This is a genomic window from Paenibacillus sp. GM2 (genome assembly GCF_900069005.2).
GTDB lineage: Bacteria > Bacillota > Bacilli > Paenibacillales > Paenibacillaceae > Fontibacillus.
This window is the reverse complement of record NZ_LN831279.1, coordinates 1766298-1789312: the sequence shown is the minus strand read 5'-3', so window position 1 is coordinate 1789312 and position 23015 is coordinate 1766298. Positions and strand designations below refer to the sequence as shown.

Here is a 23015-nt window from a genome sequence, read left to right as displayed (position 1 = left end):
CGAAATTCCAAAGTTTCTTCTTGGGGATGCAAATTGCTATAGAAGTTATGGAAAAAAGGTATTAATTAAAACAGGAGCTAAGCCCATAGATTGGGCTTAGCTCCTGTTCCTTATTGTACAGGCCTAAGGTCAGGATCTGATTCAGGTCCTCCTGGCTTTGGATGGTGTTCAAGCTCTTCTCCTGGATGTTAAGCAGCCTCTCGACTTCCTCGATGAACCACTGCTGTCCTTCACTTTGCTGAATAAGGCTTTCGCATATGCGCTCGCTGTAGGCTTAAGCTGAAAACCGGCGGCTTGTGCGGAAGTCGCAAATCCGCCTAGACTTTCTAGCATCAGAGAGAATACTTTACCACAAATTGGATTGGAAATAGTTTGTTTCGCTCCAAATAAACTCTTTTTTTATCTGAATATGTAGAAAATGAGATTTAAGTAAATAAGTGTGGAGGTGATTGAGGATGATATCGCTGAATCTCTCATTTAAAGAGAAGATGAAGGGTTGAGTTTCATGCGTTGGGGAGATGAACAAAAAAAGACTCACCATCTCAGCCCCGTACTACGTACGCGCGGAGCCTATGGTGAGTAAAGTGAACAGCTTTATTATTTTTTGATAGTAAACTGTAGCGCTCGTCATTTCATTGGGGTTGTAATTTTGCAGCTTCTCTTTCTGCTACCACTTTGTTTAACTTCTCCGACATGAATAACATTAGAATTGCCAAAATAATCAAAAATAAAGGATACAAGCCTATGCTAACATGGGCTGCAATGAAGCCAAAAAGCGGAGGCATAAAGGTTGTGCCGACATAAGCGCTTGCCATTTGGATACCGATAATAGCCTGTGAATTTTCTTTGCCAAAATTGAACGGTGTAGAGTGAATAATCGCAGGATAAGTAGGCGCACACCCCAGTCCAACGATAATTAGCCCAATTAACGCCAGTACATCCGTTGTTACGGGTAAGGCAATGAAAATGATGCCTGCCATTGATGTGAAGATTCCGATGCGAATCAATAACTTATCGCCCAATCGATCAGCGATGAATCCAGAAAGGAAGCGACCGAATGTAATTCCAAGGAAAAACAGGGATGCAAAACGAGCGGCTACATTAATATCTACTCCCCGATGTTGTACCAGATAGCTGCTTGCCCAAAGCATGGTTGTTTGTTCCAGTGCACAATATGAGAAGAAGGCAACTAGAATAAGAGGAACCCCGTTTATTCGAACAGCTTGCTGCAAACTTAGCGGCTTAGATGAAATCTCTTCCTTAGAGTTCTCTGCATTTCTATTCTTCCACAACGGCAAACTGATAAAGAGGATCACAGTCAATATAATCTGAATGATGCCGATCGTGCGATAACCATTATTCCACCCATAACCGCCCGTCAGATAATAGCTCATAATATAGGGACTGACAGCCGCGCCAACACCCCAGAAGCAGTGCAGCCAGCTCATATGGCGGGAAGCATAGTGCAGAGCAACATAGTTATTAAGTGCGGCGTCAACCGCCCCTGCGCCAAGACCATAAGGGATCGCCCATAAACATAACCAGACAAACGAATGTGATATGGANCATAATCCCACCAAAACCCGCCCGTCAGATAATAGCTCATAATATAGGGACTGACAGCCGCGCCAACACCCCAGAAGCAGTGAAGCCAGCTCATATGGCGGGAAGCATAGTGCAGAGCAACATAGTTATTAAGTGCGGCGTCAACCGCCCCTGCGCCAAGACCATAAGGGATCGCCCATAAACATAACCAGACAAACGAATGTGATATGGAGAAGCCGAAAAGAGCCGCCGCTGTCAACAAAACACTGATTGCCGTTACGAGTCCGGTTCCAAGCCTCCTGGTGAGTTTATCGGAAAGCAAGCTGGAAATAATGGTTCCGCAGGCAATAATCATAGTAATCAATCCGGCATAAGAAACAGGAACACCGAATTCTGATTGCATTACAGGCCAGGCAGATCCAATTAGGGAATCCGGCAATCCCAAACTAATAAATGCCAAATAAATGATAATAAGTAAAATCGAAACCATCCATTCCTCTCCATTTCTATTTCCTTTTCTGTTCTTTAATCGCAGATCACGATATTTATAATTATAGTTTCAATTATTCAAATTAACATAACAAAAATATCCGATTTTATAACTATAGTATTATTTTCACCGAGGTTTAAATCTGGCGCAAAATAAAAAACCGCGATTTTACGCGGTTTTATGCATATATGTTCCTGTTCCCCTACTGTTATTCGATTGCATCAGGCGATTCAAGCTCAAGCTGCACTTCTACGTTGCCAAGCAGATACCAACCGTCCGGTTGTCGGCCGGTATTGGCCAGTTGAACGGCGGGCCGATGGGTATGCCCATGCAAAATAGCAAGCTCAAGCTGATAACTGCCCAGTGGCATATCTGCCGGAATCCATACGTTACTGTCGAAAAGGCTGTCCCCGGGGAGCCACTCGCAGATATTGGCATCCGTGATAAAAACTTGTGTCGCTCGCTCGCCTTTAAGTCTCAGAGCTAAAGGAAATTTCTTATAGCAAGGAGCGACGCCCAGATTCTCCCACCAGGAAGCAAACGCCAGCTTGCCGCCCGGTTTTACCGTCTCAGGGAATGAGAACTTGCGTAAGGCCAGACGATAGCCCATTTTTTTGAGCCAACGATCCACGTTGGGCTCCCATTCCTTGGGGATCGGTGAAGACTTTGCGTTAAAGGATGAGATATGCCATTTCAACGATTGATCAATAATGTAATCGATATCCCACCCCATATCCTTCCAGTGCTGAACCACCCAGCATACCTCCAGCGAAACGGGAGCCTTCTTCCACGCGTCCTGCATGCCTGAGCGTATAAGCTGCTGCGGATAATAATCGTTCATATGCGACCAGTCATCCGAGAAATCCCACGCTTTGCCGCACACATCCCCCAGACAATCGACACGCCAGCCTACATTAGCTTTAGACAAGCCGTAGCCGTTCGTCTTCTTATCGGTCAGCAGCATCACAAGCGGTGTTTCTTTGAAGGAATCCGTGTAGGCATCGACCAGCGCCTCTCTTGTTGTACGGGTTAGCAGATTTGAACCGATGCCTTCCCCCCAGGAGCCTACAATGGAGAGATCCACACTTTCCATATCCGGGTGGCCATCGTATCTTCTGCCCAAGGCGCGGATAAAGTCTCCGAAATACTCGGCATAAGTCGGATCTTCCGCATCAACCATCCAACCTGGCCCATCAAACTTCTCGGGCGGTTTCCCTAGTAATTCCCGATACCAAGCGGGAACGTCTTCTTCTTCGTTAGCACCATAAGGGGCTATTCGAAGCATTAGCGTTTGTTTGCGCTGCCGGGCTGTCGCGAGGGCCTTGTCTATGAGCTCCCAATTGTAGCTGCCCTTTTCCTGCTCTATGTATTTCCAGTAAATCCTGAAATAAGCGATTGAAGTCATTGGATGATTTTCATTCTCCAGGTTTCCATCGAAGTCTTGATATACAATGGGGGATCCCTCTGTCCAACGTTTTCCTTCGTTCAATTTGTCTCCATTAAAGCGTTGAAAAGTCGTAAATCCGATTCCGGGGTTCATCAGAACATTGTCGATTAATTTAGGTCTTGTAACCATGACTTTGCAAGTACTCATTCCTTCCACTCCTTCCGGGTTCGTTACTTTAATCATAAATGAACCGAACAGCAGCTCAATATCAATTTATTGATTTTACTTTTGTTCTTTTTACTATTTTTGATAGGACGTATTATGGAATATTCCGGTGTAGATTTGTTCCTATAAAAATGGTAGATTAGGGATTAACAGAGCAAATGTTCGTATTTTATTTTGTGGAGGGTGTTGGAATGGACAAGAATTCGGTTTATAGACCAAACATTATAGGCGCTGGCGAAGTTGGCAGTGCTATCTCGGTTGAGATGGACAGGGAATCTATTCACCAAACAAACAGCCTTTTCTGGGATACAAAAGGAAATGACATCTTAGGGGCAACCTCGCTTCCTTACTATGGAGCCTTTGTCTCAGAAGAAAAATGCCAGCTATTTGGTGATGTCTCGGGAAAAAAGATGCTGGAGATCGGCTGTGGAACTGGTCATTCCTTGCAATATCAAGGGGAACGCAATGCATCTGAACTATGGGCTTTGGATATATCTGAACAACAAATCGAGAAGGCAAAGCAGCATTTGACGGACTGCGGCCTTTCAGCTCAATTTATCTGTTCTCCCATGGAAGAGGAATGCGGCATACCGGTGGATTATTTTGACTTTGTTTATTCGGTTTATGCCATAGGCTGGACCACCGATCTGGAAGGTACCTTTGGCCGCATCGCTTCTTATTTAAAACAAGATGGCGTATTTATTTTCAGTTGGTCCCACCCTATTCACAAATGTGTTGCTGCAGAAAATGATAGTCTTGCTTTTAAAAAATGCTATTTTGATGAATCCTGGTATTCGGTATCTCTTGAGGAGGGTACCCTAACCTTGTCGGACCGTAAACTATCAACCTATGTGAATGCACTCTCAAAGGCCAGGTTTGTTATTGAGCAAATGATCGAGCAATCGGATGAAGATATCATACAATCGCGAGGAGACAACAACGATTTTGCCCAAAAAGCCAAGATGCTTCCCGTAACCTTTGTCATCAAGGCAAGGAAGCTATAATCCGACTGAACGTAATAAACCAGGGATCTAAGCAAGGGAAGTTCGCCCGGATCCCTGGTTTTTTATGGTTGAATACTACCGCCTCTTCACCTTAAAGCCTTCCTACTCCAGCAATGGAACGACCCCTTAATTAGCTCTGGATAAAAGTTCAGAGCTGCTAGCTGGGGGCGGAACATTTATGGTGTTTGCTTCCAGGCTTCCTGATTTAATTCTCCATTTATTGCAGCCGCGGCGGCAGCTCCTGATGCGGCTGCCGCAATGGATTGATGCATTCGTGAAGACATGTCACCCGCTGCGTAAACACCAGGGACACTGGATTTTCCAAATTCGTCGACGGCGATCACTCCCGTCTCTGATAGGCGGCAGCCAAGGGACTGCGGCAAGTCCGTTCCCGGAACCAGTTCCGACTTGAAGAAGATCCCCGTACACGGAATTTCTGTCCCATCCTCAAGCAGAACATGGCTCACCATGCCCTCATAGGATAAAATGGCACGAATCGGCGTATCGAATAGCGGAATATGATGATCCCGCAAGTCATTGCGTTCAGCCTCACTCAATTCATCGGGGCCATTTGTGCAAACGGTAAACCGCTTCGTCCACCCCGACAGCAATGGAGCGAAATGCATGAGCGCATTTCCTCTGCTGATGACAACCAGCGGCTCCTCCCTTAATTCCCAACCGTCGCAATACGGACAAACAAATGCACTCTTTCCGTAGACCTCGGCCAATCCCGGAATTCCAAGCTTGCGATCCTTCATGCCTGCGGCAAACAGCAGCTTTTTGCTGGCGATCTTCATCCCGGCGGCCGTCTTCAGCAAGAAGCTTCCGTCCTCCCGCGTGATCGATACCACGGTATCTTCCACTTGGGAAACCGACGGATAAGCACGCAGTTGCTCCTTTGCGATACGTCGGAACTCGCTCGGGCTGATCCCGTCTCGCGTTAAAAACCCATGGGCCTCCCGGGTCACGGCATTGCGCGGACGTCCCTCATCAATCACAATTGTCTGCTTCCTGGCGCGTCCCAGCATAAGTCCGGCGCTTAAACCGGCGGGACCTCCCCCGATAATCGCTACATCCACTTTGTTCATAAATGCTTCGTCCTCCTCGTTAAGTGTTTTTCGATATTTAAGGCAACTGCAGGCTAGAACGCTCCTCCCTGTCGTACATATGCTGATTTTGCAGACGAACAAGCACTTTGCCGAACCGACCGCCTTGCTGAATTTCCACCTGATCACCGGGATAACGCTTATCCAGATGACGGGAGATCACATCACGGACCCTCTCGTCGACCGTGATCCCGTGCATTTTCAACCGATTGATCGTATCATTGAATGCGGTCTTTCTGGAGACTGTTATTGTTTTCATTTCCTGGGTTACTAATGATTGATAAGAGTATCCCTTTAATAGCAGTAGCTGGGTCAGGTACATCATCTCCAAATGTTCGGCCTCTCGGGGCCGAGCGGTGACAAGCGGCCATATCTCGTCAACCAGGCTGTGCTTGTGGGAACCTACCGACAAGCTCATATAACAGAACGCCCTCGCGCAGCTAAGCACCTTCTCTACACTGGCCCAATCGACCAGAACCGGGCACATGGAGACAAAGACAATATCAAAGGCTCGCTTCCATCCCCTTACCTCAAGATCGATATGTTCGAAGGGTTCGTGGACCACTTTGACGGCTCCCTTCCCCAAGCCCGAACTATTCTGCTGAAGGAGCTCAACCAATGGCCGGGAGGTTTCCACCGCCGTTACAGCTGCTCCCCGCTCCGCGAAAGGTACGGAAAATCCCCCCGATGCCGCACCTATATCCAGAATAGAAGCTCCGGAAAATTCAACGCCCTGGTCCTCCAGCCAGTTCATAATCCGTCTGGCCCTTCGCCTCCCATCTTCGCTAAACACCTCTTTATTGAATGACTTGGCGGATGAATCAAAAGAATGCGCTGGATCGATGCCAGCCCTCTTCATTTTGTTGACTCCCGTATTTGAATCCTCTTTCCAAGCCTGTTCCCATACCGACGAATCAAACAGTTCATTTGTCATTGTACTCATCACCTGCTTTTTTCATAATAAATTTAAATGAATATTACAGACATTAAAGATAGTGGTTGTCTGTAATTAGCCTAAAAAACATCCTGCTCCAAAATCGAAACCGCCCTTGAACAAGGATACAGCCTTTAAGGGTTGAACCCAACTTATCGAAAGTGTTTGCATGAAACCACTATGGTTTAGCGAGGTTCATTTTGGGCGGGATATACCCGAGTTGCCTGCCAATTTTTACAATTTGTCCTCTATGATGAAATTCATGGGTGATCGTGTGCGTAAAAAGCCATAATTCGGTTAGCTCCATGCTATCACTTTGCCACGATGCTTGAAGGGCAGGATCCCATCTGTTCTTAAATTCATTTAGAAATTCATAAACCAGTTCATCCGTTTTCTTAAAAACTTCACGCATTTCCTGTATATTGTGAATGGACTCCGGTGTTATTTTGGGTAGTGATTTACCAAGGGCGCGAGTCCCCAACCATACCTGATAACACTCGGCTACGTGAGCATGTAAACGGTGAATAGATACTCCACCCAAGGTTTCAAGTTTTTTAACATAATCTGTAGGGGACATAATTTCGCAATAACGAAACAATGATTCCCTTGTGTTTTGGATCAAATCATACTGGCTTTCGAATACATTCATGTTTCCGCTCTCCTTTTGGCAATCAGTTGAATAGCGGTATCGCTTATAACCAATCCGCCTACATATCCGCCAGCCGTGCTTTCAAGCGCCTCACCCCCATTATCGATTTAATCATGCCGATGATTAATCACAGACTTTAAAGACATTTAGTGTCTTTAATTAAGCTAAAAAAGGGAATCATACGACGATATTCAGATCACGCACAAGATCAGACATTTTCTGATTTCTCAAGTGTTCTTCCATCTTCTCTTCTGCCGATAACACGACCTTTTGAATCGGGCATCTCGGTCCATGATCGAAACTGCAATCGAACAAGGAGGCCGAGCCTTCAATCGCATGAATAATATCGAGGAACGAAATATTTTCCCAATCACGCTTGAGGCGGTACCCGCCATTCACGCCCGTTATCGATTCAATCATGCCCGCCTTCACCAACTTGGTCAGTATTTTGGACAGATAGGTTGGAGACACCTTTTGCCGCTCCGCTAGCTGCTGTACACCGATTGGTTTCTGAGGAGTTGCCACAGTAAGAAAGAGCATCGTATGGAGGGCATAATCAGTAGCCTTGGAGAACTTCATTCATGATCACCTCAAACACAGACTTAATAAGTCCATAATATCTATTATGTCTCACATCGTCAAGGATGCCTGCCATAAATAACGGCAGCCGATCGCAGGGTCGATTGCCGTTGTATGATTTTCAGCCCAAGTGCCGCTTCCTTCTTCAAGGCTTGTATATGCTCATACGTCTTGGTAGATAAGATTAGGCACAACATAGATATAGATAAGCTCTGCGATCAGTTCAATAATGGTTTGAGTTACGACCACTGACGCAGCTATGGTGGCCATCTCCCCCGGTAAGGTAAGGGCCAGTGGAAGCACAACAAGCGAATTGCGTGTTCCCCCGCTAAAAATAAGTGCTCTGCCGTCTGACGGCCCTATTCTAAAAATAGTTGCGATAGCTCGTGAAATGAATGGGGAGGCGATATGGAATAATACGTAGATCGGTATCACAGCTACAATGATATTGAATTCCTTTACCACCCTGTCGATTTGCGAGCCGATCACCATGAAAAGCACAAGTGCCATAAGCGGAACGGGCAGCCATGCCGTAAAGTCCAGCGCTTTAACACCGCCAGCGTTTCTTCTCGCCAAAAATTGAATGACCAATGCCAAAAATAAAGGAACAATAATTAAATAAGTAAAAGCTTCAACGAAGGGGCCAATTCTTACGATTTCGGATGCCTCGGCACCGATAAATAACCAAAGGTAAAAAGGCAGCATTATCATTTGGACTACAAATAGCACTGGAGTAGACGCCAGAATTAACTTTTCATTCCCTTTGCCCAATTGAGTAAAAACAATGACATAATCTATACATGGAGTTAGAAGCACCAAGAAAACCCCTATCAGAACCGGGCCAGGCTGAGGAAAAAGCTTGGTTAAGGCGAGTACAAGCAAAGGAATTAAGATGAAATTGACAAGCAATAAGGCTCCTATAAAGCGTCTGTTGGAAAGTGCTTCCCTTAATTTCAAAAAAGGAATTTGACAAAACATACTGAATAAGAGGATAGCAATTATGGATGAAACCATGGGTTCCAGAAAGCTGCCAATTTGCGGACTTAACCATCCCAAGGTTCCTCCAACGATTAATGCCACTGCATATACGCTGATTTGTTTCTTTTCTAGACTTTCTCTTGAAAACACCTATATGTTCTCCCCTTTTATTCGGATTCCACGCTGACATTATGCCTGAAAACGATGGCCGGGTAACTGGATATCACACCAGTCTCCTATATCGCATTGGCCAAATTCATTACTTCCCACAGCGGCTACTGTACCGTCCGATTTAAGCCCGATAGTATGAGTGCAGCCCGCCGCTACGGCCACCATCTCACGCCAGCCGCTTACATTGCATTGGTCATGTTTATTCAGGCCTGCAGCCACCACGGTGCCGTCTGATTTAAGACCGATGGTGTGATAACTCCCCGCCGATATCGCCACAATACCGCTCCAACCGTTTACGTCGCATTGGCCATGCTTATTCAAGCCCGCAGCTACCGCCGTGCCATCTGATTTAAGACCGACCGTATGAAGATAACCCGCTGCTACGGCCACGATCTTGGTCCAATCACTTACGTCGCATTGCCCATGCCGATGATTCCCCACAGCCGCCACCGTACCGTCCGATTTAAGGCCTGCTGTATGCCAGTCCCCCGCCGTAACTGCCACCATCTCACACCAATCGCTTACCTGGCTTTGCCCTTCATGATTCCGGCCGGCCGCCACCACCGTGCCATCCGTTCTGATTCCCACGGTACGACGCCAACCTGCTGCTACCGCTGCAATATCTTGCCAGCCGCTTACATCGCATTGGCCGTGCCCATTCCAACCCACGGCGACTACCGTGCCGTTTGATTTCAGCCCAACGGTGTGAGCGTTGCCTGTGTTCGTCGCCATATGAACATTGCCCGCCGCAACCGCCACCATATCACGCCAGCCGCTTACATCACATTGACCCCGTTTATTATCACCCACGGCCACCACGGTACCGTCCAATTTAAGACCTACAGTATGACGAAGTCCCGCCGCCAGGGGATATTTAGGCCACCGTTCTACCATGAGTGCCATATCTTTCGTTGAAAAGTCATCCATCTTCTACCTCCTGACCACTTAAACGCACATCTAAGTATCTACTATTTTCATGCAAGATTCCATATTCACATCAAATTTCTTAATGGATCATCGGAAAAGTTCAACAGATTGTAAGAGTGAGAATCATTTACTTCATCTCATTTATGGTGTATATACAAATTATGGCATCTATACAAATTTTGAAAACTATGAAAGCTGAGGTAGATCGTCTAATGAGAAAACAATTGCTCTTGGTTTGTATCGCTTCAATAATCGCTTTAAGCGGATGTGCAGGTCAGCAGTCAGAAAGCAAAGGAAACATAGATAGTGAATTGGTGAATATCAAACAATTAGTTAATGATTACAGTGCCGGTAATATAGAAGACCAATCCGCCTCGATTAATTCAACACAGCTCATAGTTACTAAGCAGGATAATAGTCAGTTAACCTATGCACTGCCAAAAGACGAGTTCTTTGTTTCGATTGCACCCTATATTGAGCAAACACATCCCTGCGCCACTCACAGCTTGACGGGTTGCCAAGGTGAATTGATGAATGAAGAGTTTGAAATCTACATCGAAGATCACGAAGGGAACGTTATACGTGATGAAACAATAACGTCAAATTCCCATGGGTTTATTGATTTATGGCTTCCAAGAGATCAAGAATACAGGATCACGATTACCCAAAATGGAAAAACCGTAAAATCCGATTTCTCAACGTTTGAAAGTGACGATACCTGCATTACAACTATGCAATTGGCCTAAAAAATCCGAGCTCTTTGTCCTCCGTTCTTATTTCAATGCCTAAAGATGAGATCAATATTAGATGATCGTACAGCAAGTTCAATACATGGAGAATAGCTTTGCTAATTCGGGCAATAATTCTCATCAAAATAGAAGGAGCAGCTGCCGTTGGCAAATCTGCTCCTTTATGAATGATGACAAGTTCATTTTCCCGATCAGGTCCGTCCGATCGCTTACATCCGTTTTTTATAAGCCCTCATCGCCAAAAGATACGCTACAAGCAGTATTCCAGCACACCACGCTAGAGCGACCCAGATATCATTGCCTACGGGCTGGCCTGAAAGTAACGAACGGATCGCCTCCACAATCGCGGTTACCGGCTGATTTTCAGCAAACGCGCGAACGACGCTTGGCATTGACTCCGTCGGTACAAAGGCTGAACTGATAAACGGCAGAAAGATAATCGGGTAGGAAAAGGCGCTTGCTCCATCCACTGATTTGGCCGATAATCCGGCGATCGCCGCGACCCAGGTCAAAGCCAGTGTAAACAGCATGAGTATGCCCGCTACTGCAAGCCAGGACAGCACCCCTGCCGACGAACGGAAGCCCATAATTAACGCTACGAGAAGAATAACGACAACCGATATGGCATTAGATACCAGTGAGGTCAATACATGACCCCACAGTACGGTGGAACGTGATATTGGCATAGAGTGAAACCGCTCGAATATGCCTCGTTGCACATCGGTAAACAGGCGGAAGGAAGTGTAGGATACCCCGCTGGCAATCGCAATAAGCAGTATACCGGGCAACAGGTAATTTACATAGTTATCCGTTCCGGCCTGAATTGCACCTCCCAGCACATAGACGAACAGCAACATCATTGCGATCGGCATAAAGGTAACTGTGATGATAGTGTCCATACTTCGGCTAATATGACGCATGGAACGCCCGAACATAACTCCTATATCATGCAAGAAGTGCTTCTTGATGGCTTCCAATTACTTTTCCCCCTTTTTACCGACGATCGCGAGGAATACTTCCTCCAAAGTCGGTTGTTTGGCAACATATTCTACCTCAGCTGGCGGGAGCAGCTTTTTTAGTTCTTCGAGCGTGCCTTCGGCAATAATTCTTCCTTCATGTAGAATTGCGATTTGATCGGCAAGCTGTTCTGCTTCTTCCAGATACTGTGTAGTCAGGAATACGGTCGTACCGTTGTCAGTAAGCTCCCTCACGATCTTCCAGACCTCGATGCGCGACTCGGGATCAAGCCCAGTAGTGGGTTCATCAAGGAAAATGATCTGAGGATCTCCTACAAGGCTTAGGGCAATATCTAGCCTGCGGCGCATCCCCCCCGAATAAGTAGATGCTTTGCGGTTGGCGGCGTCTGTCAGATCAAAGCGTCTGAGCATGGAATCCGCCACCTGCCGGGGATTGTTAAGGTATCTCAGCCTGGCAATCATGATCAGATTTTCTCGTCCGGTCAATATTTCATCCACGGCGGCGAATTGCCCGGTCAGACTGATTGCCTGCCGCACGTGATCCGGCATGGACTCCACATCGAACCCGTTTACGGCAGCTTTACCGCTGTCAGGTTTGAGCAGCGTGCTGAGAATTTTAACAACCGTTGTCTTCCCTGCCCCATTGGAGCCGAGCAAGGCGAAGATACTGCCCTTTTCCACCTCGAATTCAACGCCCTTCAGGACTTGCAGCTGCTTGTAGGACTTTTGCAGTCCTTTGACTTGGATTGCCAATGCTGACATATTTCTCCCTCCTTAAATAATCGTGACTTTTGATAAATCGACAACCCATAGGCCTTTGAGCGCAGCGTAGGTCAGCTTATCCATCGCCGCATCGTCAAAGCAGACGGTTTTGAAATCAAGGTAAGACTTGTTTGTCATAGAGAAAGGCAAACGGAATGACACGTTCTTGAGCGTCGCTCCTCGAAATGAAGCGTTGATCAGTGAAGATTTATCAAACTTGACACCAATAAAGGTCTGCCCGTCAAAATGACTCCCGCGCAAATCGCAGGATTTGAAATCAACGCCATTAAATACACAATTCTCAAAAGTGGCTTCTCTCAGGTCCGTCTTGGTCAGCCTGACATCGGTCAGTCTTATATGATTGAACTTCGCACCTTTCATGCTTGAGGTGATCACATTGGTGCGTACAAGGACGGATTTGTGGAAGCTGGCATCGGTTAGGTCAGTAACAGAGAAGCTGCAGTCTGTCAGATTTGCGCCGTCAAAATTGGCTTTTTGCGCATTGCTGGTTGCAAACGATGTACCGGTCAAGTCGGCACCGGCAAAGTTGGCCCCCTGTAAATCGCTCACTTTGAATTCGCCCTCGTGCAACGTAACGCCCGCGAAGTCGCTCTCTTGCAAATTGATCGCTCGGAGATTAATCTGCACCTGCCGTTCCAGCGAACGGGAGAGATTGGCAACTTCCAGTAGCGTTTCCTCAATGTCACCGATGCTATCTATAGTCATCTCAAAAGCGGTCTCATCGTCCTTCCCCTCAGCTTTAAGTTCATGGAATCGCTCCTGCAAATCGGAGAGTAAGTCGGACTTTAGTTCTTCCACGCTTTTTAATCCGTCGTAGGGCGCAAAAACCCCGTTTAAATAGCTATTCAATTTCTCATTCATCACAGCAAACCTCCCTATAATAAGTTTTCAAGCACGCGCTTGGCATACTCCCAATTGCTTTTGTTGCGGGCGTAAGTCGCCTTGCCCTTCTCGGTAATCCTAAAATATTTACGACGTCCGCCCTGAGATTCATCGCCCCAATACCACTCGATATCGCCATCAGCCTCTAGCCGCCGTACGCTGGAGTACATGGTAGCTTCTTTCAATTCATACTCGCCCTCAGAGCGCTGGGCAATCAGCTTGACAATCTCATAGCCGTAGCGGTCAGCTTCAGAGAGGAGTCGTAATATCATCGTATCGGTATGGCCACGCAGCAGGTCTGATGTGATTTTGTTATCGCTCATATAATTACCTCCATATTTGCAGTTTAAATTAAAGTACTATGACAGTCAAGGTAGTATGTTAACCAAAATACCTTGTTGAATTCTTTTCTTACTGTTCACCTGGGTTGGCAGGGCCAAGGGTTTTGCTGTTAAAATACAAAAAAGCCGCAATTATGCGGCTTTAACCATATCTCAACTTATTATATAATCTGACATCGGCTGTAAATTCAATCCAGTTCGCTGCCCTGATGTATGTTTGTTAGATAAAACGTGTGATCTGAGCCAAAGGCAGACGGGATGACCCATATGCAGGGGCTGATGCTTCACCAATGGCAATGAGCAAAATAGGGATTTCATGCTGAGGAAGATTGAATTTTTCCGCAAATTTAACCTTGTCAAAACCACCCATCGGTACTGTATCGTACCCCATATCCTTGGCTAATAGCATAATTTGCATCGATACGAGCCCTGCATCGAAGTGTATAATATTTTTCAATACGGCTTCGGGTAAGCTGCTATATAAAGTCCGGGAATTTTGAATCATGAAGTCCGCTACTTCACGAGTCATAAACCCCTGTTCATAATTGGCATCATAAATTTGCTCTGCATTTTCATACATGCTCAGATCGCCAAGTACAGCAATAATCGCTGAGGAAGTCTCCACTTGTTCCTGATTATTGGCGATGGCACGCAGCTCTTTTTTCACTTGTTGATCCTTAATGACAAGGAATCGCCAAGGCTGCATATTACTCGATGAGGGTGCGGAAATCGCTTGTTCAAGCAGATGTTGCAGCTTTTCTTCCGGAATGACAACTCCCTCTTTATATTTACGTACGGATTTGCGATCATGCATTAATTGTTCTATTGTGGTTTGTGTCGTTGGCATCCTGGATACCCCTTTCTGGTTCACTTTTCAATTTTTCTGCTTCGCCTTCAAACTTCTTGATTAAAGCTTGAAGCTGCTTCAATTCTTGCGCTGTAAAACTGCCGAATAACTCCAGCATATATCGATTCTTATCAAGATCACAGTTGTTTAAGGTTTCTTTCCCCGCCTCTGTAATCTGTACAATCACTTCCCGATTATTTTGCGCATTGCGATTGCGGGTGACATAGCATTCTTCCTCAAGTATTTTTAAGTGTCTCGTTATAGCAGCCTGATCAATTTTCAACTCATGTCGTAACTTCATTTGAGACAGCTGGCCTTTTTCAAGCAGCTTGTACAATATTTCGTATCTGGTTAAGCTAATGCCTGTTCGCTTCTCAAAGTATTGGGTTACGTGTCTATCAATATTTTTGATCATGAGGAAAATCTGTTTCATTTCCTGCTGAGACAGCGCCATTCGTTTCCCACCTCCATATATGACTAATCAATTATTGACTTGTCAATTATAAAACAGTGATATTAATTTATCAAGAAGCTGCTTAAACTTATCGAAAAATACCCCGCCAAACCAAAAAACTCCTGTTTGTTCCAGGAGCTCTGGGAGCATCGTTTTTTCAGTTATAAAGGATTTATTCGTTCATAGCCAATTTACTTCATTGCTGCTTTTTTGTATTTCATAACCTTCCTGTACACCGATTTATCTGACAACTTATTAAAAATATAAGGATCCGGATTGGTGTTAACTTCAATGATCCAAGGAATCCAGGACTGATCGAATCCGATATCAAGCCCGATCTGTTGGATTCCGGGATATTTCTTATGAAGATGCTTTGCTGTTACTACTCCCAATTTATCTAATTTCCGGATGATTTTATCCGTTTTACTTGCTGACAGATGCGTGACGAACAATCGCTTGACATCCATTAGCTTACCACCGCTATGATAATTAGTTACAATCTTCTCCGGCGGGGCAACTCTACCTATGAGGCCTGTCGTTTCCCACACTCCTTCGGGACTTAACTGAACCATCACCCTTATATCAAAACGCCTTTTTTTGTATTTCACCAAATGAATCCCTTTTTGGATCAAATAGCTTTTCTTCTTAGTGTCACTTAATAGGGATTGGTAGAAGCTTTCGAAATCCTGGAAGCTTTTTTCTGCGAGACCAAGCTGGTAGGTATACTTATCTTCCGCTCGCTTCTCCACGCGGATAACTCCTTTTCCGTGAGTTCCGATCTCGGGCTTAACGTATACCATTTCGTATAATTTCAACATCGTCCTAAGTGTAGATTTGGAGAATTTTCGGGTATCCGGAATATGAGCACGAGCTTCCTTATTCCCAAGGAGCGCTTTAGTCTTAAGCCATTTGCTCAATACATACTTGCGACGTTTCTTTAATACCATCGCCATGATTGTTCTCCCTTCGCACGCCTGCTGTTTTAACTAGGAAATTAGAATATACTATGCTTCTCCCAGAGAAACGAAGACAGGTCATTTGAAGGAATTCCGAAAATTAGATCCCCTCTCCAACATATGACGATGTAACGCTTATTGAATTTGAATGCATTATTAAAATGAACATGCATAGAAAGCCCGGTAACCCCTATTAAATGGAGGGCCCCGAGCGGAAGGAATGAGCTTGAGATGCTCGAATTAAATCTGAATTTGTTGGCAGCTTAGAATACAATCCATGAAATAACGATAAACTGCACGGAACCGATAATTTCTATGATGCCTGCCTTCATCGGTTTGATCTGCTTTCCTGACAGGAGGAGTGTGCGAATTAGCGGAATGATGAAAGGCAATGTCATCCAGGGATAACCGCATGCCCAAGGGATGAAGAGCAAAAGGATATGGTAAATTCGTGCAGCTGCCTCCCATTTTTTGTTGCCGTGCTCACGGAAGATCGTCTTCACGAAGAAGGCCGTCCCCATAAAATACAGGAAATTAAAAAGAACGACAAACAGCATCGTTAAATTCCAATCTCCATCCCCATACAGATAGGCTGCAGCGCCTCCGATGGAGAAGATCAGAATGGCGCAGAGATCATTCACGAGCGCTCGTTCTGCCCTCTGCTTCACATGCCATATATTTACGATCAATAACAAGACGAATGGAATGGCAAAATAGAATAACGCCGGCATGTGGTAAAGCGGATACACGAGAGCGGCCAGTGCGATAGCTCCATAAATGGCTGACCACTTCAACAGATGATCGCGCTGCTTCCTTCGTTTCAAAGCTTGCAGCGTAGGATACGATGCTAAATATAAGCACAGCCAGGCGATGAACAATAATATATGATCCCACTTAGGCGTCCCCGCCATCACCCCGAATAGAAATGGCACGCTGACCATTGCCCAGCCACCATGCTCATGCGGAATCACGATGCCCTGATTTGCAGCCTTCAATCATTTCACCTACTTCATAATCATGTTCGCTGCCGCCCAGTTAGGAGCAGCAATAAAAATGAAATAACTACCATGGAAATCGTCCATAACCATGCCATCGTCATATTGCCGGAATCAACCGCTACGAAGATCGCTGTGGGTACGGTTTGTGTCTTTCCTGGAATGTTGCCCGCGATCATCAGTGTCGCGCCGAATTCGCCCAAACTGCGAGCGAAGCTCAGAATATAGGCGGTGATCACCGATGGAAATGCAAGCGGCAGCGTGATATAGCGAAAAACCTGCCATTCATTCGCGCCGCTCGAACGTGCGGCATCGGTTATTTGTTGATCAATGGTATGAAATCCCGTCTTCATCGTCTGATAGACGAGTGGAAACGATACGACAACCGAAGCAATCACCGCAGCACCCCACGAGAAAATAATCGGCGCAGAGAACAGCCATTCCGCGAACTGCCCGATCCAGCTTCGTCGTCCAAGCAGGATGAGGAGCAAGAAGCCGACGACCGTGGGCGGCAGCACAAGGGGCAGCATAAATGCGGTCTCAAGTAAAATCTTCCCCTTCACCTTGCTTCTCGACATCGGCCATGCCAAAGCCACTCCGAAGAGCGTACTGAGAATACTTGCGATCAGCGCAACCTGTAGAGATAACCGAATAGGCATCCATAGCTGAGCCCAGTCGACTTGCAGCATACTCATTTCGAATTCGGCACGGAGAATCCGTATTTTGTGAAGACGTCTATCGCTTCCTTCGACTGCAGATAATTGTACAATTCCTCAGTTTCCTTCGCATGGGTTGTCGCTTGGACGATTCCGACAGGATAGGTAATCGGCGTATACAAGGCAGGATCGACGGTGTAGGCCATTTTCACCTGATCTGTTGATAATGCATCGGTTTTATACACGAACCCCGCGTCTGCATTTCCTGTCTCAACATATTGCAGTACTTGGCGGACATCTTTGGCTTGCACCAGCTTGGACTGCAGTTCGTCCCAAACGCCGGCGTTCGTAAGAGCCTCTTGCGCGTATTTTCCCGCGGGAACCGACTCCGGTATTCCGATAGCGATTTTGTGAATATCCGCATTCAGGAGATCCTTCGCTTCTTGAACGGATATCGATGGCTCGGTAGCGGTAATCACCACCAATTCATTGGCGAGCAAGTCCTTCTGTTGATCCTGTGTAATCAGCTTCTTATCCACAATTTTAGAAGCCGCGGAGAGGAACAGATCCACCGGTGCCCCTTGCTCAATCTGCTGCTGCAATGCGCCGGAAGCGCCGAAGTTGAAATTAAGCTTTACGCCGCTCGTCTTGGCCTCATAATTTTTCTGAATTTCTTGCAGCGCATCGGTTAAGCTGGCTGCAGCGGAGATCGTCAGTTCAACAGCCTCTCCCTTTGCACCGGAGTCCTTACTGGTTTGTTGATTGCCGCAGGCTGAGATCAGCAGCGTCGTGACCAATAGCAAGGCAAGCAAGCCCCATTTTCTTTTCACTAAAACATGTCTCATATAAATCTCTCCTTATCCACCAATTTGTGACATTCTACGCGCAGTAGGCGTGTGTGTAATCGCTAGATCATCGTTCAAGAAATGTGACATTTCATGATTCTCAGGCTTGGTACCGAGAGCATCCAGAAACATTTGCCGTATTGCCTTATCATCCCCGATAACACGCCGGACATGGAATTGTTCCGTCCAGGCTAGACATGGCTTGATATAACCGTCAGCGGTAAGCCTTAGCCGGTTGCAAGACTGGCAGAAATGCTCGCTAACCGGATGGATCAATCCAAAGCTCCCAAGCGCCCCGTCCAGACGGTAATTCTCCGAAGGGCCATTTCCTTGAACCGTTGCCACCGGGCCATAATCCCATCGCTGCTCAGCACAGACCTCCCTCACCCGGGAGAGCGGCAAGTACAAGTTCTTCCACGTCGCATCGCTATGTCCAATCGGCATATACTCAATGAACCGGATATGGATGTCCCGATCCCGTGTTAATCGGATAAATTCCGCGATTTCATCATCGTTTAATCCTCTCATCAGCACCACATTCAATTTGATGGGGCGGAGGCCAGCCTCCACACAAGCATCGATGCTATCCAGCACCTTCCGGACATCACCCCCGCGCGTAATCAGCTTGAACCGATCCGGCTGAAGCGAGTCCATACTGATGTTCACGCGTGTAAGCCCAGCTTCCTTCAAAGCTGACGCTTTGGCCGCAAGGAACATGCCGTTTGTCGTCAGCGAGATATCCTCAATCTCGGGGATCTGCGCAATCATTGCCACTAACTGTTCAAGGTTTTTTCGAACCAAAGGCTCGCCGCCCGTTAAGCGGATTTTACGAATCCCCATCCCTGCTACGACACGTACGACTTCGGTGATTTCTTTGAACGTCAGAATTTTCTCCGCAGGCTCGAACTCCATTCCTTCTTCGGGCATACAGTAAACGCAGCGCAAATTGCAGCGATCGGTCACTGATATCCGCAAATAATGATGCTCTCGGCCATAATTATCGATTAAGCGGGGAATGTTCATTGTTCGACACTCCTTTCCGAAGTTCCTTCTGGTCTTCCTTCCGCATCTCTGCTAATAATGGCCGTCCGTCAGGATAGACCTGCCGATTGAGTTGATCGCCAATCCACTCGGCGTCATCTTCCCCATGTTCTTTTTTCCAGATGGGAACCATCTGCTTGATTCGTTCAATGACGTATTCATTCGCTTCATAGGCCGCTTTGCGATGCGGTGAGGAGACGGCGATCACGACGGCGATATCCGATATCTCTAATCGGCCTACGCGATGCGTCACAGCAACGACGGTATCTGCCCAGCGTTCACGGACCTCGTGCCCGATCTGCTCCATTTGTGCGAGCGCCATGGTCAGGTAGGCTTCATATTCGAGGAATATCGTTCGTTGGCCATAGGTCCATTCACGCACCGTGCCAAGGAATAACGTGATTGCCCCGGCTTCCCTCCGCTTCACTTTATTCGAAACTTCCTCCGGCACGATCGGTTGATCTGTAATCACATACATCGAGCTATTCATAGGTTCCTCTCCTAACTACACGCGCCTTACATATTATAACGGACATAATCCCCGCTTTTGCCGCCTTGCTTTTGTTCCAAGTAAGCCGGACCCAGCACCCTATCTTTATCAAACGCTTTGCACATGTCATAAATCGTGAGCCCCACGGTTTGGGCCGCCGTTAAAGCTTCCATCTCGACCCCCGTCACCCCTGTCGTCTTGACCTGTATACGAAAAGATATCGTCTGCGCATCTTCAACCTCGAACGTAATATCAACCCCCGTGAGCGGAAGCGGATGGCACATAGGAATGAGATCCGCCGTCTTAACCGCCACTAACCGGGGGGAGCAATGCGACCGTGTCATTTGCCGCTATGACAGAGGTCGGTTCGACAAATTGTTCATTAACCGCAATCATGACATGATCGAGCAGCAGAGCCGGATAGCGAAGCTTCAGCTCAGCGATGAAATCTGCTGCCGAGATTGGCCCCAGCTCTATTTCCATGCTGGACGTTCCTAGCTGTTCACTCAAATGGGCGAAACATAATATTTTCATAAGTTTAAGTTCACACCCCCTTATTTTATATCATAAGAAATTAATTAGATTAAGTACCTATAATACCGTTTTTTGGCTTCAAGCGGATCTGAGGTGCCATGAATTAGGGCTCTACCATCTTGGAAAATAACGAGGCGATATCCGCCCTCTTGAATTTGAAGCAGATAAGGATTCAGATGCACAACGGCATGCAACTGCAGAGCCTTGGAGGCTACCAGATTCAAATCCAAAGGCTCTTGGCGTGGATAACGAACCCAGACGGAGGATCGACCGCATAACACTTCTGTTCTCATCGCTGACTCCGACTTCAGATAAGGATAGCTTGGTTGTGCCCCGCAGGTGGGACAGGCCTGCTGCTTCACGGCTCTATTGATCTGAATCGATTGCTGTATGTTCGACCAGAGATCAAAGACGGTATATCGATTCGACATTCGCGCAGGGTTTCCAGACAACCATTTCAGCGCTTCTGCCGATTGCATCGCAACGACCATCTGCACCGCCGGCGCAATAATTCCCTCGCGATCACATGATGCCGAACCGATCGGCATCCGTTCCAATACACAGTGCAGACAAGGGGTCTGTCCTGGTATGAAGCCGCACACTGCACCATAACTGCCCGAACAGGCACCGTAAATCCACGGAATTTTATATCGATAGGCGACATCGTTCAGGATATATCGTATTGGGAAATTGTCCGCGGCATCAAGCATCAAATCTACCTTCCTGTTATCCAGCAGCGCACTAAGCTCAATGGCTGTGCAATCCATGACCTGTGCATGCACGGTAATCTCTGAATTGATCTGTCGGAGACGCTTCGCCGCCGCTACAGCTTTGGGCAATTGATCTATCGCATCCTGTTCGCAGTAGAGCGACTGCCGCTGGAGATTGCTCCATTCCACATAGTCACGATCGATGATGGTGATCGTTCCGACGCCTGAGCGTGCCAGGAGCTCCGCATTCCCGGCGCCCAGCGCCCCCGCTCCAAGGATCAGAACATGCTTTGCCGATAATTCTTGCTGACCTGCCGGGCCGATTGGAGCAAAGTTCTGTTGTCTGCTGTACCGATCGTATGACATGGGTCACCCCCTTATCAAGGATTACTTTCGTTTACGATATACCACATAGCTGCGTGATAGATATTTGATCGGCAAGCTTAGCATGTGTACGAGTCTCGTAAAAGGAAAAACAGCAAATAAAGCCAGGCCGAGAATAATATGAATCTTGAAGATCCATGGCACGGTGTTCATTAATGTATAATCGGGCATAAATCGCATTACCCCGCGTAGCCAGGGCCCGATCGTCTCCCGGTAATCAAAGCCAGAGCGATCCGTCATATTGAACAGCGTCGATGCCATACCTACCACGATAATGAGCGTAAGCAGAATAATCGACAGCATGTCGCCAAAGCTGCTCGTTCTACGAATTCGCACATCGGAGAAGCGGCGGATCACAAGAATGATACATCCGATGAGCGTCATCAGCCCTGCTGCTGAGCCAATCCATAGCGCCATCGCATGATACAGATGATCCGAGACACCAATCGCTTCAAGCCATGACTTCGGAATCAGAATCCCACCGACATGGCCAAAAAAGACAAACATGATCCCGACATGAAATAGATTGCTTCCCCAACGAAGCTTCTTCTTCTCGAGCATTTCGCTCGATTTTGCCGTCCAACCGAACTGATCCGTCTGGTAACGATAGTAGAGACCGACCAGGAAAATAATAAGAATCATATAGGGATAGATAACCCAGAGGAACTGGCTTCCCCATGACATTACGCATTCCCCCCTACGTTGCCGTACCCGGCAGCGGCCCACATCGGTCCGCATCCAAGTGAGGATGGCGTACTTCCGCAACCAACAAATGCCGTCATATCAAAGGACCCCTCTGTTATGCCCGATTGATCCAGGGTAAGCAATATCGCATCAAGTACATGTCGATAGGGACTGCCTGCATGGTGCAGCGCATCCCGGATACTCACTAACGCTTTGCGGAACGAAACGAGGAGGCCCATGCCCCTCTCTTCGTTTGCGATTGCCACATATTCCAATACCAGAGGTAAATAATCCGGCAATTCATCCGTGTCGAGAACGATCTCTTCTTCCTCGTACACTTGCTTTAACTTTAATAATGCCGGACCGCGTTCTCGATCATCCCCAAGCTGTGCGTAAGTCAAATACAAATTCGCCTTTTTGCTAAAATCAAAGGTCTTCACATAAGCCGCTGTAATGGCCTCCGCATCCATTCCTGCGAATTCAACAAGACACTGACCCGCGAGCTCTTGCAGGGACTTTGCCGACTCCGCTTGCTCATCCTGGATCAAATGGCACCAATTCACATACATCTCATCCGCCGTGTCTTGCCATGTAACATCCGGATACTGCAATAGCTGCGAGAATAGCATCCAACTGGAACGCCGCGTAAACTCCTTCATATCCAACCTCCTTTTTTGATGAGTAGCAGGCTG

26 protein-coding genes and 2 pseudogenes are annotated in these 23015 nt (G+C 46.9%); 2 read left to right on the top strand and 26 right to left on the bottom strand.

Annotated features, from left to right (window positions below):
- Window positions 1–632: 632 nt before the first annotated feature.
- The 3 genes and pseudogenes from BN1360_RS17835 to BN1360_RS17825 all read right to left on the bottom strand — a co-directional run bounded on the left by BN1360_RS17835 (window position 633) and on the right by BN1360_RS17825 (window position 3629).
- The gene (locus BN1360_RS17835; RefSeq protein ID WP_229521037.1) at window positions 633–1577 is read right to left on the bottom strand and encodes an MFS transporter; all 945 of its coding nucleotides are present in this window, start codon (window positions 1575–1577) and stop codon (window positions 633–635) included.
- Window positions 1574–2035: pseudogene (locus tag BN1360_RS17830) on the bottom strand (MFS transporter); the annotation flags it as partial. The pseudogene BN1360_RS17830 and the gene BN1360_RS17835, both read right to left, overlap by 4 nt.
- Window positions 2036–2243: 208 nt before the next feature.
- Window positions 2244–3629 (bottom strand): DUF4832 domain-containing protein, encoded by a 1386-nt coding sequence (locus BN1360_RS17825; protein WP_068781195.1) that lies wholly within the window; start codon window positions 3627–3629, stop codon window positions 2244–2246.
- Between the two features lie 209 nt (window positions 3630–3838).
- On the opposite strand from BN1360_RS17825, the gene BN1360_RS17820 reads away from it, so the two are divergent.
- Complete coding sequence (locus BN1360_RS17820) at window positions 3839–4651, top strand: class I SAM-dependent methyltransferase (RefSeq protein WP_068781194.1); 813 nt, start codon at window positions 3839–3841, stop codon at window positions 4649–4651.
- Between the two features lie 176 nt (window positions 4652–4827).
- Here BN1360_RS17820 and BN1360_RS17815 read toward each other — a convergent pair whose 3' ends face one another.
- The 6 genes from BN1360_RS17815 to BN1360_RS17790 form a co-directional block, all read right to left on the bottom strand.
- Window positions 4828–5739, bottom strand: a complete 912-nt coding sequence (locus BN1360_RS17815) for an NAD(P)/FAD-dependent oxidoreductase (protein ID WP_068781193.1) — start codon at window positions 5737–5739, stop codon at window positions 4828–4830.
- Between the two features lie 37 nt (window positions 5740–5776).
- Window positions 5777–6691, bottom strand: coding sequence for a class I SAM-dependent methyltransferase (locus tag BN1360_RS17810; RefSeq protein WP_068781192.1), 915 nt, complete (start codon window positions 6689–6691; stop codon window positions 5777–5779).
- 178 nt (window positions 6692–6869) lie between these two features.
- The gene (locus BN1360_RS17805; protein WP_068781191.1) at window positions 6870–7340 is read right to left on the bottom strand and encodes a DinB family protein; all 471 of its coding nucleotides are present in this window, start codon (window positions 7338–7340) and stop codon (window positions 6870–6872) included.
- Window positions 7341–7517: 177 nt separating this feature from the next.
- Window positions 7518–7919 carry an Rrf2 family transcriptional regulator gene (locus tag BN1360_RS17800; protein ID WP_068781190.1) on the bottom strand — a complete coding sequence of 134 codons (402 nt, stop codon included), beginning with the start codon at window positions 7917–7919 and terminating at the stop codon, window positions 7518–7520.
- Window positions 7920–8081: 162 nt separating this feature from the next.
- Window positions 8082–9047, bottom strand: a complete 966-nt coding sequence (locus BN1360_RS17795; RefSeq protein WP_068781189.1) for an arsenic resistance protein — start codon at window positions 9045–9047, stop codon at window positions 8082–8084.
- Between the two features lie 39 nt (window positions 9048–9086).
- A complete protein-coding gene (locus tag BN1360_RS17790; RefSeq protein WP_068781188.1) occupies window positions 9087–9995 on the bottom strand; it encodes an RCC1 domain-containing protein in 909 nt (302 codons plus the stop codon).
- A gap of 212 nt (window positions 9996–10207) precedes the next feature.
- On the opposite strand from BN1360_RS17790, the gene BN1360_RS17785 reads away from it, so the two are divergent.
- Window positions 10208–10741, top strand: coding sequence for a CueP family metal-binding protein (locus tag BN1360_RS17785; RefSeq protein ID WP_068781489.1), 534 nt, complete (start codon window positions 10208–10210; stop codon window positions 10739–10741).
- A 212-nt stretch (window positions 10742–10953) separates the two neighbouring features.
- Here BN1360_RS17785 and BN1360_RS17780 read toward each other — a convergent pair whose 3' ends face one another.
- From BN1360_RS17780 to narJ, 17 genes and pseudogenes are all read right to left on the bottom strand, one after another.
- Window positions 10954–11721: an ABC transporter permease gene (locus tag BN1360_RS17780; protein ID WP_068781187.1), complete on the bottom strand. Its 768-nt coding sequence runs from the start codon at window positions 11719–11721 to the stop codon at window positions 10954–10956.
- Window positions 11722–12483: an ABC transporter ATP-binding protein gene (locus BN1360_RS17775; protein ID WP_068781186.1), complete on the bottom strand. Its 762-nt coding sequence runs from the start codon at window positions 12481–12483 to the stop codon at window positions 11722–11724.
- Between the two features lie 12 nt (window positions 12484–12495).
- A complete protein-coding gene (locus tag BN1360_RS17770; protein WP_068781185.1) occupies window positions 12496–13365 on the bottom strand; it encodes a pentapeptide repeat-containing protein in 870 nt (289 codons plus the stop codon).
- Between the two features lie 14 nt (window positions 13366–13379).
- The gene (locus BN1360_RS17765; RefSeq protein ID WP_068781184.1) at window positions 13380–13709 is read right to left on the bottom strand and encodes a PadR family transcriptional regulator; all 330 of its coding nucleotides are present in this window, start codon (window positions 13707–13709) and stop codon (window positions 13380–13382) included.
- Window positions 13710–13947: 238 nt separating this feature from the next.
- A complete protein-coding gene (locus tag BN1360_RS17760; protein WP_068781183.1) occupies window positions 13948–14574 on the bottom strand; it encodes a nitroreductase family protein in 627 nt (208 codons plus the stop codon).
- A complete protein-coding gene (locus tag BN1360_RS17755) occupies window positions 14534–15028 on the bottom strand; it encodes a MarR family winged helix-turn-helix transcriptional regulator (protein WP_069188370.1) in 495 nt (164 codons plus the stop codon). Before BN1360_RS17755 ends, BN1360_RS17760 begins: the two co-directional genes overlap by 41 nt.
- A gap of 191 nt (window positions 15029–15219) precedes the next feature.
- Complete coding sequence (locus BN1360_RS17750; protein ID WP_229521036.1) at window positions 15220–15981, bottom strand: YheC/YheD family protein; 762 nt, start codon at window positions 15979–15981, stop codon at window positions 15220–15222.
- A gap of 266 nt (window positions 15982–16247) precedes the next feature.
- Window positions 16248–16979 carry a YwiC-like family protein gene (locus BN1360_RS17745; RefSeq protein ID WP_267490893.1) on the bottom strand — a complete coding sequence of 244 codons (732 nt, stop codon included), beginning with the start codon at window positions 16977–16979 and terminating at the stop codon, window positions 16248–16250.
- A 20-nt stretch (window positions 16980–16999) separates the two neighbouring features.
- Window positions 17000–17674 (bottom strand): molybdate ABC transporter permease subunit, encoded by a 675-nt coding sequence (gene modB / locus BN1360_RS17740; RefSeq protein ID WP_179014956.1) that lies wholly within the window; start codon window positions 17672–17674, stop codon window positions 17000–17002.
- Entirely contained in the window at window positions 17671–18480 is an 810-nt protein-coding gene (gene modA / locus BN1360_RS17735) for a molybdate ABC transporter substrate-binding protein (RefSeq protein ID WP_068781181.1), read from the bottom strand. Before modA ends, modB begins: the two co-directional genes overlap by 4 nt.
- A 12-nt stretch (window positions 18481–18492) precedes the next feature.
- A complete protein-coding gene (gene moaA, locus BN1360_RS17730) occupies window positions 18493–19503 on the bottom strand; it encodes a GTP 3',8-cyclase MoaA (protein ID WP_068781180.1) in 1011 nt (336 codons plus the stop codon).
- Window positions 19478–20011 carry a molybdenum cofactor biosynthesis protein MoaE gene (locus tag BN1360_RS17725; RefSeq protein ID WP_068781179.1) on the bottom strand — a complete coding sequence of 178 codons (534 nt, stop codon included), beginning with the start codon at window positions 20009–20011 and terminating at the stop codon, window positions 19478–19480. The genes moaA and BN1360_RS17725 overlap by 26 nt, the downstream gene beginning before the upstream one ends.
- 26 nt (window positions 20012–20037) lie before the next feature.
- Window positions 20038–20328: pseudogene (locus BN1360_RS17720) on the bottom strand (cyclic pyranopterin monophosphate synthase MoaC); the annotation flags it as partial.
- Window positions 20315–20494: a MoaD/ThiS family protein gene (locus BN1360_RS17715; RefSeq protein WP_229521139.1), complete on the bottom strand. Its 180-nt coding sequence runs from the start codon at window positions 20492–20494 to the stop codon at window positions 20315–20317. The gene BN1360_RS17715 and the pseudogene BN1360_RS17720, both read right to left, overlap by 14 nt.
- Before the next feature lie 95 nt (window positions 20495–20589).
- Window positions 20590–21621: a ThiF family adenylyltransferase gene (locus tag BN1360_RS17710; protein WP_068781177.1), complete on the bottom strand. Its 1032-nt coding sequence runs from the start codon at window positions 21619–21621 to the stop codon at window positions 20590–20592.
- Window positions 21622–21642: 21 nt separating this feature from the next.
- The gene (gene narI / locus BN1360_RS17705; protein WP_068781176.1) at window positions 21643–22323 is read right to left on the bottom strand and encodes a respiratory nitrate reductase subunit gamma; all 681 of its coding nucleotides are present in this window, start codon (window positions 22321–22323) and stop codon (window positions 21643–21645) included.
- Window positions 22323–22982: a nitrate reductase molybdenum cofactor assembly chaperone gene (gene narJ, locus BN1360_RS17700; protein ID WP_068781175.1), complete on the bottom strand. Its 660-nt coding sequence runs from the start codon at window positions 22980–22982 to the stop codon at window positions 22323–22325. The genes narI and narJ overlap by 1 nt, the downstream gene beginning before the upstream one ends.
- Window positions 22983–23015: the final 33 nt, after the last annotated feature.